The 13147-nt window shown below is 73.4% G+C and carries 12 protein-coding genes; 3 read left to right on the top strand and 9 right to left on the bottom strand.

Going from position 1 to position 13147, the window contains the following annotated elements:
* Positions 1-44: 44 nt before the first annotated feature.
* From DEJ11_RS03340 to DEJ11_RS03315, 6 genes are all read right to left on the bottom strand, one after another.
* Entirely contained in the window at positions 45-881 is an 837-nt protein-coding gene (locus DEJ11_RS03340) for an NAD(P)-dependent oxidoreductase (RefSeq protein WP_284176817.1), read from the bottom strand.
* Between the two features lie 73 nt (positions 882-954).
* On the bottom strand, positions 955-1569 hold the full coding sequence (locus tag DEJ11_RS03335) for a M23 family metallopeptidase (protein WP_284176681.1): 615 nt from the start codon (positions 1567-1569) through the stop codon (positions 955-957).
* A 343-nt stretch (positions 1570-1912) separates the two neighbouring features.
* Positions 1913-2269: a hypothetical protein gene (locus DEJ11_RS03330; protein WP_111030844.1), complete on the bottom strand. Its 357-nt coding sequence runs from the start codon at positions 2267-2269 to the stop codon at positions 1913-1915.
* Positions 2270-2404: 135 nt separating this feature from the next.
* On the bottom strand, positions 2405-3151 hold the full coding sequence (locus DEJ11_RS03325) for a lysophospholipid acyltransferase family protein (protein WP_111105290.1): 747 nt from the start codon (positions 3149-3151) through the stop codon (positions 2405-2407).
* 87 nt (positions 3152-3238) lie between these two features.
* Entirely contained in the window at positions 3239-5107 is a 1869-nt protein-coding gene (gene recQ / locus DEJ11_RS03320; RefSeq protein WP_111024949.1) for a DNA helicase RecQ, read from the bottom strand.
* Between the two features lie 9 nt (positions 5108-5116).
* A complete protein-coding gene (locus DEJ11_RS03315) occupies positions 5117-6265 on the bottom strand; it encodes a CPBP family intramembrane glutamic endopeptidase (RefSeq protein WP_111105289.1) in 1149 nt (382 codons plus the stop codon).
* A gap of 36 nt (positions 6266-6301) precedes the next feature.
* Here DEJ11_RS03315 and DEJ11_RS03310 point away from each other — a divergent pair, with 36 nt between their 5' ends.
* Entirely contained in the window at positions 6302-7225 is a 924-nt protein-coding gene (locus DEJ11_RS03310; RefSeq protein ID WP_111105288.1) for an EamA family transporter, read from the top strand.
* A 185-nt stretch (positions 7226-7410) separates the two neighbouring features.
* Here the strand turns inward: DEJ11_RS03310 and DEJ11_RS03305 are convergent, their stop codons facing one another.
* Positions 7411-7872: a GNAT family acetyltransferase gene (locus tag DEJ11_RS03305; protein WP_111103803.1), complete on the bottom strand. Its 462-nt coding sequence runs from the start codon at positions 7870-7872 to the stop codon at positions 7411-7413.
* 94 nt (positions 7873-7966) lie between these two features.
* Between DEJ11_RS03305 and DEJ11_RS03300 the strand changes: the two genes are divergently transcribed.
* Both DEJ11_RS03300 and DEJ11_RS03295 read left to right on the top strand, forming a co-directional pair.
* The gene (locus tag DEJ11_RS03300; RefSeq protein WP_258375428.1) at positions 7967-8776 is read left to right on the top strand and encodes a class E sortase; all 810 of its coding nucleotides are present in this window, start codon (positions 7967-7969) and stop codon (positions 8774-8776) included.
* Entirely contained in the window at positions 8773-8949 is a 177-nt protein-coding gene (locus DEJ11_RS03295; protein WP_156463787.1) for a hypothetical protein, read from the top strand. Before DEJ11_RS03300 ends, DEJ11_RS03295 begins: the two co-directional genes overlap by 4 nt.
* A 17-nt stretch (positions 8950-8966) precedes the next feature.
* Here the strand turns inward: DEJ11_RS03295 and DEJ11_RS03290 are convergent, their stop codons facing one another.
* Positions 8967-11957, bottom strand: coding sequence for an AAA family ATPase (locus tag DEJ11_RS03290; RefSeq protein WP_111103804.1), 2991 nt, complete (start codon positions 11955-11957; stop codon positions 8967-8969).
* A complete protein-coding gene (locus DEJ11_RS03285; RefSeq protein ID WP_111103806.1) occupies positions 11957-13120 on the bottom strand; it encodes a metallophosphoesterase family protein in 1164 nt (387 codons plus the stop codon). The genes DEJ11_RS03290 and DEJ11_RS03285 overlap by 1 nt, the downstream gene beginning before the upstream one ends.
* Positions 13121-13147 lie beyond the last annotated feature (27 nt).

Genomic DNA, 13147 nt, shown 5'->3' with positions numbered 1-13147 from the left:
CGCGTGCGGGTGCCGGTGTCTGTGCGCGTGCGTCTGCCCGTGCGTCAGAACGCCGTGCCGACCGCGGCGATGTCGTCGCCCCCGTGCCCGGCTGCGCTGGCATCGGCGTAGACGCGCCCGAGTGCCTCGAGCAGCGTGGTGGACACCCCCGCAGTCCGGGCGGCATCGGTGATGAGCCCGATGTCCTTCCGCAGCCCGTCGAGCGCGAACTGGGCGGGGAACTCGCGGGCGATCATCGCGGCGCCCTTGGTGTGGGCGTAGGCGGAGTCGCTCGCGCTGCCCTCGATGGCCTGCAGGAACAGCGCGGGGTCGAGCCCGAGCGCCGCCGCGAGGGCCAGGGACTGCCCGGTCGCCGCGGTGATCGAGGCGATCCAGGCGTTCGCGGCGAGCTTGAGTGCGGTGCCGTCGCCGACGTGGTCACCGGCGCGGACGGTCTTCGCGCCGATCGCGTCGAGCACGGGGTCGACACGGTCGAGCAGGTCCGCCGGGCCGGCCGCGAGCATCGTGAGCTTGCCCTGTTCGGCGGGGGCCTTCGTGCCGAGCATCATCGCCTCGACCAGGGTGATGCCGTACTTCTCGGCCAGCTGCACGACCGTCGCGGTGCCGTCGACCCCGATCGTCGAGGCCTGCACCCACACGGCGTCGGTCGGGGCGTCGCCGGCGGCCTGCTCGAGGACGTCGACGACCGCATCGGTGTCGAACAGGGTGAGCAGGACGACCTCGGCGTGCTCGACGGCAGTGCCAGGGTCGCTCGCCACCGTCGCGCCGCGGTCACCCAGGGGCGAGGCCTTGTCGGCACTGCGGTTCCAGACCGTCACCTCGTGGCCGTCGCGGAGCAGTGATCCCGCCACGCCGGCACCCATCGCACCCGTCCCCAACACCGTCACTCGCACGTGCGTCTCCGTCCTGGCGCGGCTCCGTGCCGCGACCGCTCCGACGCTACGCCCGACGCCGTCAGAGGAGGCCGCGAGCCTGCAGCCAGGTGGCCGGGTCGATCGGGGTGCCGGCCACGATGACCTCGAAGTGCAGGTGGGCACCGGTCGAGACGCCCGTGTTGCCGACGGCCCCGAGGCGCTCCCCCGCGCGGAGGACCTGGCCGGGGCGGACGTCGATCGCCGACAGGTGCCCGTACCGGGTCGCAGTGCCGTCGGCGTGCTGCAGGAGGACCTGGTTGCCGTACCCACCGAGGACACCCGCCGAGACGACCCGGCCGGGCAGCGCGGCGACGACCGGGGTCCCGATGGCCGCGGCGAAGTCGACCCCCTGGTGGTTCGACGAGCAGGCCGCGCAGCCGACGACCCAGCGGGAGCCGAAGCCACCGGCGTCCGGGATCGCACCGGCCGTGGGGCGGGCGGCGCCACCGGTCGGGCCCGAGCTACCGGGGACCCGGAGCGCTGCGGCAGCACGGCCGACCGAGAAGTCGTCGCGGCCGGCGGTCGGACCGGTCGAACCGTCGGCGACGAAGTGCTGCGTGCCGATGGCTGCCGACGTGGGTTCCGGAGCGGCCGGAGCGGCGACGGCGGTCTGCGGGGAGCCGACCGCGACGAACAGGCACGTGACGGCGGTCACCGCCGCGGCGGGAAGGGTCCGCCGGGCGGGGATCCGGAAGGACGCGGGGCGGCGGCGCGTGGGAGCGGCCGGCTGCGTGGAGGCAGCCGGCTGCGTCGGAGCGGCCGACCGCGTGGGCCGGCTGGGCTGTGGAGGCCGGATGCGTCGTGCGGGCTGGGTGGAAGCCGGGGTGGCGGGAGGGGGCACCGCCACCCCGGCGGCTCGGAGCGGCCCCGGCTGTGCAGCGTGCCGTGCACGGCGCGGCCGGGGCGCGGTCGGTCGGGCGGCGGCGCGGCGCTCGGCACCGCGTGGGCGCCGGGGCAGGCCGTCGTCGGGGGTCGTCATCTTGCGGTGACCAGCCCGGTCAGACGCGGACGACGCCGTCACGGGCGATCCGGTCCAGCTCGCACACGACGGCGTCGACGACCGCGCGGGTGATCGCGTCGGCGACGGTCTCGACCAGGACGAGGTGCTCGGGGCGGATCGTGACCTCGGTCACCAGGGCCGATGCCACCCGGACCGGGATCTCGTCGATCGCGGCGACGAGGGCGGCCGGCACCAGCGTGGAGTCACCCGGGCGGACGGGTGCGGACATCGGCGAGGTCGGCACGGGGGTCACGACGGCGAGCGCCGGTGACGGGGTGGAGCGCACGGTGGAGTGCGGAGCGTCGGCCTGATCGCGACGCTGGGCGATGGAGTCGAAGAGCGGGGTGGAGGACATGCTGCGGACGGTCCGATCTGGATGTCGTGGCTGGTCGTTCTCGGGCGACCGGCGATGGCGGCGTGCCGAGCGGCACGTCCGCCATTCAACCATCGATATTTCAGATGTGCAATAGTGACCGGACAGTCGCAGCGATCAGTCCGGGTCGACGGCAGCCGCGGTCGGGTCGTCCGGCTGCAGTGCACGACGGACCCGTTCCACGATCGTCGCTGGCGGGTTGTTGTAGGTGTTCGCCGGCTCCTGGCCGCTGAGCTCCTGGATCGCCGCCATCACCGCATCGGTCGCGTGGCGCCGTGCACGACCGGACGTCGCCTCGCCGAAGGACGACAGGTCGATCGGCTGCCCGAACTCGATCGTCACGCGGGCGAGCTTCGGCAGCCGGGACCCGACCGGCTGGACGTCCTCGGTGCCGGTGAGCGCGACGGGCACCACGGGGGCGCCACTCGTCAGCGCCAGCCACGCCACACCCGTGCGGCCCTTGTAGATCCGGCCGTCGAGCGAGCGCGTGCCCTCCGGGTAGATCGCGAACGCCTCGCCCTCCTGCAGGCGTGCCAGCCCGAGGTCGAGGGCCTGCTGCGCTGCCGCACCCGCGCCACGCTCGACCCCGATGGCGCCGATGCCCCCGAAGAACGCGCGCGACACGGCTCCCTTGAGGCCCGAACCCGTGAAGTACTCCTGCTTCGCCAGGAACGAGACCTTGCGCGGTGCCATGAGCGTTATCGCGGGCGAGTCGATGAACGAGCGGTGGTTGCTCGCGAGGATCACCGCACCACGCTTCGGGACGTTCCGACGACCGATGATCTTCGGGCGCCACAGCAACCGGGCGAGCGGGGTCACCACCGCGCGACTGAGCACGGTGGCGAACTTCGTCGAACCGGACACCGGACCTCCTCGTGGTGACGAGCTACCGAGTGTAATGAGGCGCGCGGAGGGCACATGCCCGGAACGGCATGCAGTGCTGGTCGGGGATCAGTCGGCCGCGGCGACGACGTCGAGGACCGCGCGCCCGTACCGCTCGAGCTTCGCCGCGCCGACGCCGGAGATCTCGCCGAGCTGGTCGACGTCGGCGGGACGGACGGCGGAGATGCCCCGGAGCGTCGCGTCGTTGAACACCACGTACGCGGGGACGCCCTGCTCGCGGGCTTCGGCAGCACGCCAGGCACGCAGGGCCTCGAACAGGCCGACGGCTTCCTGCGGCATGTCGGTGACGACCGTCCGTCGACTGCTGCGTCCGGCTCGCGGAGCCTTGACCGGGTCGCGACGCATCCGCACCTGCACCTTGCCGGTCAGGACCTCGGCGCTGGTGGGACTGAGGACGACCGTGCCGAAGCCGTCGCCCGACACCGCCGCGTAGCCCTGGGCCAGCACCTGTCGTGCGACCGCGCGCCACTCGCCCTCGGACAGGTCCGCGCCGATGCCGAAGGTCGCCAGGGTGTCGTGTTGGAGTTCCTGCACGCGGGGCGACCGCTTGCCGATCAGGATGTCGACGAGGTGCGAGACGCCGTACCGCTGGCGGCGCTCACGCTCGAGCCGCACGACGGTGGACAGCAGCTTCTGCGCGGGGACCGTGCCGTCCCACGACTCCGGCGGCGCGATGCACGTGTCGCAGTTGCCGCACGCCGTGCTCTCCTGCCCGAAGTACGCGAGCAGCCGAACCCGGCGGCACTCGATCGTCTCGCACAGGCTGAGCATGGCGTCGAGGTGGGCGCTGAGTTGCCGACGGTGTGCGGCGTCGCCCTCGGACTGGTCGATCATCCGCCGCTGCTGGACGACGTCGTTCAGGCCGTACGCGAGCCACGCGGTGGCCGGCAGCCCGTCACGACCCGCACGGCCGGTCTCCTGGTAGTAGCCCTCGACCGACTTCGGCAGGTCGAGGTGGGCCACGAACCGGACGTCGGGCTTGTCGATGCCCATGCCGAACGCGATGGTCGCCACCATGACGACGCCGTCCTCGCGCAGGAACGTCGACTGGTTGCGGGCACGAACCCGGGCGTCGAGGCCCGCGTGGTAGGGCAGGGCGTTGATCCCCTGCTCGGCCAGGGCGGACGCGGTGCGCTCGACGGAGTTGCGGGACAGGCAGTACACGATGCCCGCGTCGCCGCTGTGCTCCGTGCGGATGAAGGTGAGCAGCTGCTGCAGCGCACCGGTCTTCGGTTCGATGCGGTACTGGATGTTCGGCCGGTCGAAGTCGGCGACGAAGTGCGCGGCGTCGTCGAGGCCGAGCCGTGCGGAGATCTCGCGGTGGGTCTGCGGCGTCGCAGTGGCGGTGAGGGCGATACGCGGCACCGTCGGCCACCGCTCGTGCAGGACGCTCAGCTCGAGGTAGTCCGGGCGGAAGTCGTGGCCCCACTGGGCGACGCAGTGTGCCTCGTCGATGGCGAACAGCGAGACGCGCGCCCGGTCGAGGAGCGCACGGGTGGACTCGAGCCGCAGCCGCTCGGGCGCGAGGTAGAGCATGTCGACCTCGCCCTGCACCACGGCACGCTCGACCCGGGACCGTTCGTCGGGGCCCTGCGTGGAGTTGAGGAACGCGGCGCGCACGCCGTTCGCGGCCAGGGCGTCGACCTGGTCCTGCATGAGGGCGATGAGCGGCGACACCACGACCCCGACGCCGTCGCGGACGAGCGATGGCACCTGGTAGCAGAGGGACTTGCCGCCACCGGTCGGCATGAGCACCAGGGCGTCGCCACCGGCCACCACCTGGTCGATGATGGCCGCCTGCTCGCCGCGGAAGTCGTCGTAGCCCCACACACGGTGCAGCACGTCGAGCGCAGCGGCACGGGGTGCGGACACGGCGGCGGGAGCAGGCACGGCAGCGGACGCGGGCGTGGTGCTCATGCCACGAGCCTACGGGCGACCGGCGACACCCACCGCACTGTCCACAGCGCCGTCCGTGTCGGAGCCGGCACGGTGGTCGGACCCGGCCACGTCGTCGGCGCGGGCCGGCGTGGTCGCCCAGCCCGTGCCTCCCGGCCGGGTCCAGCGGACGCCGCCCGCCCAGGCCGGGGTCACACCGCGGAACCGGGGTGCCTCGTGCCCGGCGAACCGGCGGTCCAGCCCCCGCCACCACGCCAGGAACTCGACCATGCCCCAGAACGCGAGCGACGTGACGAGGGTGACGAGCGTCCCCTGCCACGTGCCGTTCGCGTCCGACGAGGTCAGGTCGATCCCGGACCAGCCGGGCGCCTGCAGCACGAAGATCATGATGTTGTTGAAGGCGTGCTGCAGGACCGTGGCCTCGAGCCCGCCGGTCCGGAGGACGATGATCGCCGCGATCAGACCGAACGAGCCGACGTCGAGGATGCCCCAGACGTTGTAGCCGTTCGGGATGTGCAGCACCGCGAAGACGACCGTCGAGACCGCCACGGCGATGATCGTGCCGACGCGACGCGGGATCCACGACGCGACGGTCTGCATCAGGAAGCCGCGGAAGATGTACTCCTCGGCAGCGCCCTGGAACGGGACGAGCAGGACGACGAGGACGATCGTCAGGGTGAGGGTGCCGAGGGAGACCGTCGACTGACCGATCGCGTCGTGGTTCCAGGCGAAGCCGCCGTCGGTCGTGATCATCCCGCCGTCCCAGAACAGGCCGGTCTGGACGACGAACATGACCGCGGCGATGACGAGCGTCGGCAGCAGGCACCACGCCGTCCAGGCCCACCGGACCCGGAACCGCGTCGACGACAGGATGCCGGCCGGTCCGATCCGCGCGATCTTGACGGCGAGCAGGATGCCCGGCAGCAGGACCACGAGCGACACCAGCGACAGCGACAGGATCAGCGGGTCGGTGGGGTCGAGCGCGCCACCGGCCAGGTCGTTCTGCAGGTCGATCAGGGCTTGCGGCCCCTGCGTTGCGCCGATCGGCACGAAGTACGCGACCGCGATGACGATCTGCGACACGAGGTACCACCCCGCCAGGAACGCGAGGGCGACGAGCGGCCGCCACCACCTCCACCGTCCGTCGATCCGGGGCAGGCGCTGGTAGGGAACACTCACGCACCGCAGGGTACCGGGCCGGGCAGGATGGGAGCCGTGCTCACCGTCCTGTTCGGCCTGTCCGGCGCGATCGTCTACGGGTTCGCCGACTTCCTGGGCGGACTCGCCTCGCGCCGGGTCCGCCCGATCGTCGTCACGGCGGTGGCCGCCGCGATCGGGATCCTGCCGCTGCTCGTCGGACTGGTGGTCCTGGGTGGCGTGTTCTCGTGGCCGGCCGCGGTCTGGGGTGCAGTGGCCGGGCTCTCCGGCGGTGTCGGGGTGCTGCTGCTCTACGCCGCACTCGCGATCGGGCCGATGAGCGTGCTCTCCCCCGTCACCGCCGTCTTCGCGGCCGTCGTGCCGGTGCTCGTCGCGGTGTTCCGCGGCATCGTGCTGTCACCCGTGGCGACCGGCGCGCTCGTGGTCGCGGTCGTCGCGGTGGTCCTGGTCGCGGTGGTCCGGGACGCCTCGGGTGCGCGGCTCACCGCCCGAGGCGTGGTCGCCGCCGCCGTCGCCGGGTGCGGCTTCGGCGGGATCGTGCTGGCCTACGACATGACGCCGTCCGACTCGGGCATCGCACCCCTCGTGGTCGCGCGGGTGCTGCAGGCGGTGCTGCTGGGTGCGGCGGCGATCGTCGTCGTGCTCCGGACGGGAGGCCCGGTGTCCGCCCCGACGTCGGCCCGCCCCGACGGGGCTGCCGCCGTCCGCGAGCATCGGCCGGGTGGCGCATGGGGTCCGCGGCTGCTGGTCACCGTCGCCGTGTGCGGCGTCTTCGACGCGATGGCGAACGTGTTCATCCAGGCGGGGCTGCACAGCAGCGACGACCCGGCGACCCTGCCCGTCGTGAGCGTGCTCAACGCGCTCTACCCGATCGGGACGGTGGTGCTGGCCGGGGTGGTGCTGCGGGAGCGGTTGACCGCGCAGCAGTGGATCGGCATCGTGCTGGCGTTCGTCGCGTCGGTGGCGCTGGCGTTGGCGTAGCGCGTGGGTCGCGGCGGGGTCGGGCGGGGCCGGGCGGGGCCGGGCGGGGCCGGGCGGGGCCGGCACGGTGCCGAGTCGTTCGAACCGTGCGAGGTTGACCGCCCGGTGCGGACTTGCAGCACCGCACCGAGCCGCCAACGCCGCACCGGATGAGCGAACCCGCACGGTGCGACGGGCGGGCGCGGTCAGGCGTCGGGGATGAGGCGCTTGCCGAGCGAGACCGTGCGGTCGTCGGTGTAGCCGAGGGACGCGTAGAACCCGAGCACCTGCTCGTTGCCCGCACGCACCTGCAGGTTGAGCTTCGGGCAGCCGAGGTCGGTCAGGAGCCGCTCGAACTCGGCCATCAGGGTGCGACCGAGGCCGGAGCCCTGCAGGTCGGGGCGCACGGCGAGGTAGTTCACCCAGCCGCGGTGCCCGTCGAAGCCGGCCATGCCCGCGGCGACGACGCCGGTGTCGGTGTCGGTGTCGTCGGTGCCGGTGCCGGCGGCCTGGGGCTCGGCGACCAGGAAGAGCTCGGGCTGGACGGTCAGCTTGCGGGCGATGTCACGTCGGGGGTCGTTCCAGGGTCGGACGAGGCCGCACGATTCCCACAGTGCGACGACCCCGTCGGTGTCCTCGGTGCGGAAGGGGCGGATCCGGTACTCCATGCCCCCACGTTAACGGGGGTGGGGAGAACGTCGTCACCGGCCTGTCGCCGTGATCTGATAGACCTGTCCGACCACCCAGCCGATCAGGAGCCCCGTGACCGCACACGACACCCTCCCGTCGCGCCGCAGCGCACGGGACGACGAAGCCGGTTCGCGGTCCCGGCGTTCCCCGCGCAGACGGCAGACGGTCGGCGGTGCGATCGTGTCGCTCGTCGCCGAGTTGCTCATCATCGCGGGCGCCGGCACCGGCCTGTACGTCGTGTGGACGGCGTGGTGGACCGACGTGGTCGCCGTGAACGAGCAGACGAAGCTCGTGCAGGGCCTCGACCAGGTCAAGACCCCGAAGGCCGAGGGCACCGAGCACCGCGGCACCGCACCCGTGCTGGACGAACCGCCGGGGTTGTCGGACGTCTTCGGCACGATGCAGATCCCCCGGTTCGGCAAGGACTACAACCGGCCGATCGGCGAGGGCACGGATCGTGAGAAGGTCCTCAACACCATCGGGCTCGGCCACTACCAGGACACCGCGATGCCCGGCGCACCCGGCAACTTCGCCGTCGCCGGACACCGGGTCACCTACGGCAAGCCCCTCAACCAGATCGCGGAGCTCAAGAAGGGCGACTCGGTCGTGGTCCGGGTCACCGACGCGAAGACGAAGTTCGACGTCTGGTACGTCTACAAGGTCACCGACAGCCAGATCGTCACGCCCGACAAGATCGAGACGATCGCGCCGGTGCCGAACAAGCCGGGTGTGGAACCGACCCCCCAGGATCGCTGGCTCACGCTGACCGCCTGCCACCCGATGTGGTCCGCGGCGGAGCGGTTCGTGACGCACGCGAAGCTCGACTACTGGATGCCCGCGTCCGAGGGCACCCCGAAGGAACTCTCGGAGACCGCCAAGTGATCTTCCCCCTGGTCTGGCGGCTGCTGCCCGGCCCCACCGCCCTGAAGGTGCTCGAGCTGCTCGTGCTCCTCGTCGCCATCGTGTTCGTGCTGTTCCAGTGGGTGTTCCCGTGGATCGCGGCGGACATCCTGCCGCCGCCGGACGGCACGGTGGAGTCGACGCCGACCCCGTAGCGTCTGGTCGGGTCTGGTCAGACCGTGGTCGTCACCTGCGACCCGCCGGCCGGGGTGCGTCGCACCGCGATCCGCTCCGGGATCCGCTGCTTGAGTTCCTCGACGTGGCTGACGATCCCGACCTGTCGCCCGCCCGCGGTCAGTCGCGACAACTGCCCGATGACGTCGTCGAGGGTCTCGGGGTCGAGCGTGCCGAACCCCTCGTCGACGAACAGGGTGCCGAGCGAGACCCCGCCGGCCTCGGCCTGCACGACGTCAGCCAGCCCGAGCGCCAGGCACAGCGACACGGTGAACGTCTCGCCGCCGGACAGGCTGCGGGGATCGCGGACGGTGTCGGTCGTGTGGTCGTGCACGGCGAGGGCGAGCCCCGTCCGTCGCGCCCGTGACCCGGATTCCCGTTCGTCGGAGGTCTCGAGGGTGAAGCGCCCGGCGAGCATGCCGCGCAACCGGTCGTTCGCTGCCGCCACGACGTCCTCGAAGCGCCGCATGAGCACGTAGGTGCCGAGCGTGATGCCGGTCGGGTTGACCGATGCCACCCCGTTCGCGACGTCGGCGAGCCGGACGACCGCGCGGCTGCGGGCCGAGGTCTCCTGTCGCGTACGGACGGTGCGGTCGACCTCGGTCGCACACTGCTCGACGGCCTCGGCACGGTGGGCAGCGGTCACCGCGAGCCGGGTGGCCTCGTCGAGTTCGGCCGTCGCGCGGACCCGTTCGGACTGGGCCGCCGGCACGTCGAGCTGCTCCGGATCGTCGTCGGCCGCCTGCACCACCGCGGGGTCGTCGAGCCCTGCCCGCACGACGGCGCGTTCGGCCTCGGCTGCGCTGATGCTGCTGCGGAAGCGTGCGACGGTGTCGGGCTCGAGCAGGCCGGCTCGTGCGGCGTCGACGTCGGGGAACCCCTGCTCGTCGAGGACCCGGGCGACCTCGGCGCTGCGCTCGGCGCGGGCGCGGGCGGCGGCAGTCGCGCGGTCGTCGGCCTCGGCGACGGCGCGGAGCACTGTGAGCCGTCCGTCGAGTTCGTCGACCACGGCCCGGAGCGACCCAGGCGAGCTGCCGTGGTCGCTGTCGAGCAGTGCTGCGAGCCGGTCGATCGCCTCGTGCACGGATCGCAGGTCGGCCTCGAGCCGCTCGGCGTCGGAGGCCGCGGTCGACGCGAGCACCGTGCGCCGGGCGTCGAGGTCGTTCCGCTCGCGCTCGAGCGCCCACGTCGCGGTGTCGTGCGCCGTCCGCTCGCGCTCGTGCTCCAGCACCAGCGCCGCGGCGTCGTGCGCCGCTCGGACCCGCTCGTCGGCGGCCACCGCCATGGCGTCGAGGGCGACCGTGTCGACGGCGCCGACGACGTCGGTCAGCCGGAGGTGCTCGGCGCGCTCGACGGCCAGGTCGGCCGCGGCGTCGGCGAGCTGCTGGTCGGCCGTACGCGTGGCGTCGCCCGCGGACTCCACCGCCTGGATCGTCGGGTGGTCGTCCTGTGGCGCGGCCACCGACGGGTGCGCCGTCGATCCGCACACCGGGCAGGGGTCGCCGGGGGTCAGCGCGGCACCGAGCTCTCCGGCGAGTCCGGCGATCCGCCGCTCGCGCAGGGAGCGTTCGGCGTCGAGCGCCTCGGTGGCCCGACGGCGGGCCTCGGCCACGATGCGTTCGGCACCGGCGACCCGCTGTTCGGCGCGGTCGCGGGCGGCCAGGTCGGCGCGGAGCGACTGCACCCGGGCGACCTCGTGCGCGGCGGCGTCGGCGTCGGCAGCGGTCGTCGAGGCGGTGCGGGCGGCCTCGACGATCCGGGCTCGTTCCGTCGGCCGGGCCTCGAGCGCGGTGTCGAGGGCGGCGAGGTCGTCGGTGAGGCGCGATGCGGTCGCAGTGGCCTCGGCGATGGCGGTGCGCCTGGCGTCTGCATCGGCCTCGACCTCGAGGAGGTGCCGGACGTCGGACAGGGCGTCGGTCAGCGAGTCGCGGCGCCGGGCGACCTGCTGTGCGTCGACCGCGCCGAGTGCGTGCTGCTCGCGCAACCGGGCGGCTGCCGCGGCGGTGTCGTCCGCCCGGACGGTCGCGGCGTCGAGGCCGTCGGCCACCGCGGCGACCCGGGCGGCGCGCTCGGCCGTCGCGACCGCGTCCCGTGCCTGCTCGATCGCCGGGGCGTCGTCCTCGAGGACCGCCTGCCGCCGCAGCAGCGCCGCTCGTCGCTCGAGGGCGCCCGCACGGGCCGTCACCGATCGTTCGTGTTCGGTCGCCGCCGTCGCAGCGGCAGCCGCAGCCGTCCGGGCCGCCCCGGCGGCGTCGGCCGTCGCGCGGAGGGACGCCACCGTGCCGGGGACGACGGACTCGTCGGCGTCGGCGAGGTCGGCCGCCTGCGCGAACCGGGCCAGGGCCTCGCGGACGCGGTCGTCGGCCCCCTCGACCTCGGCCTGCACGGCTCGGCGGCGAGCGGCGAGCTCGTCGGCGGTGCGGTCGTAGACCTGGGTGCCGAACAGCGACTGCAGGAGCTTCCGGCGGTCTTCCCCCGGGGAGCGGAGGAACCGTGCGAACTCGCCCTGCGGCAGCACCACGGTCTGCAGGAACTGCGCGCGGTCGAGCCCGACGATCCGGGCGATCTCGACCCCGACCTCGGGGATGCGGGACGACATGGGTTCGCCGGCGACGTCGGTCGGCGCGGCGAGCCGGAACAGCTGCACCGACGCCTGCTGCTTCACCGTGCCGGTCCCCCGCTGCTTCGGGCGGTCGTACTGCGGGGTGCGACGGACCCGGTACGTGCCCGCACCGGTCTCGAACACGAGCTCGACGAACGGCTCGACCGCGGGGTCGGCGTGCTGGCTGTGCAGCCGGTCGGAGCTGGCGTCGGAACCGGCGAGTCCGCCGTACAGGGCGAACACGACGGCGTCGATGATCGTCGACTTGCCGGAACCGGTCGGCCCCTCGAGCAGGAAGACCCCGGAGGCGGCCAGCGCCGCGAAGTCGATCGTCACGAGGTCGGGGTAGGGCCCGATGGCGCGCAGTTCGAGTCGGTGCAGGTACATCAGCGGTCCCCCTCACGCTGCAGGGCGAGCACCGCGGCCTCGTACGCCTCGGTCAGCACCGCGCGTTCGTCGTCGTCGGGCAGCCCGCCGGTGGCGAAGGCCACGAAGTCGCCGGCGACCTCGACCGGGTCGGACGTCGCGGTGACGGCCCGCGCTGCGGTGGCGGCCGGCCGGTCCGCCGGTTCGTGCGTGATCGCCAGGGCGTGCGGGAAGTGGTCCTTCACGCGGGCGTACATGCGTTCCGGGTGCACGGTGTCGGTCACCGCGACGCGGACCCAGGCGTCGGCATCGGCCCGGAACTCCCCGGACTCGATGGCGTCGATGCTGCCCCGCACGTCGACGAGCCGCCGCGGCACCGGGGTCGGTACGAGCTCGACGGTGACAGCACCCGCCGCGTCGAGGTCGGCGATCGTCACGGACTTCCGCTGGTGCCGCTCGCCGAACGAGAACGCCAGCGGCGACCCGGCGTACCGGATCCGGCCGTCGTCGCCGACGCGCTGCGGGCCGTGCAGGTGCCCGAGGGCGACGTAGTTGAACCCGTCGAACACCGACTCGGCCACGCGGTCGACACCGCCGACGCGGATGTCCTGCTCGCTGTCGCTCGGGTCGGCGCCCCCGACGAAGGCGTGCGCGACGACGACGCTCCGGGTGTCGGCCCGCGTCGCCAGGTCGGCGCGGATCCGTTCGGTGGCAGCGTGCACGACGGCGTGGTGCGAGCGGGCGAGGGGTTCGTCGGGGACCGCCGCCAGGGCGTACCGCGTGAGGTCGGGGTGCAGGTACGGGATGCCGTACACGGCCACCGGGCCGTCGTCGTCGGGCACGAGCACCGGATCGGCCACGTGGGCGGGCTCGGCGAGGATGCGGACGCGCTGCCCCATCACGCCGGCCCCGAAGCCGAGCCGTGCGGCGGAGTCGTGGTTGCCCGGCGTGAGGACCACCGTCGTGGTCTCGGCGAGGCGCTCCAGCACGCGGGAGAGCATGCGGACGGCGTCCACCGGCGGGATCGCACGGTCGTAGACGTCGCCGGCGATGACGACGAGGTCGACCGCGCGCTCGCGGGCGAGGTCGACGAGCCAGTCGGTGAACGCGGCCTGGTGCTCGAGCAGGTCGGCACCCAGCAGTGTGCGGCCGAGGTGCCAGTCGCCGGTGTGCAGGATGCGCATGCCGCCACGGTAACGCCGGCCGGGGAC

This window comes from Curtobacterium sp. MCLR17_058 (genome assembly GCF_003234705.2).
In the GTDB taxonomy this organism is placed as follows: domain Bacteria; phylum Actinomycetota; class Actinomycetes; order Actinomycetales; family Microbacteriaceae; genus Curtobacterium; species Curtobacterium flaccumfaciens.
This window is presented reverse-complemented; position numbering and strand designations above follow the sequence as displayed.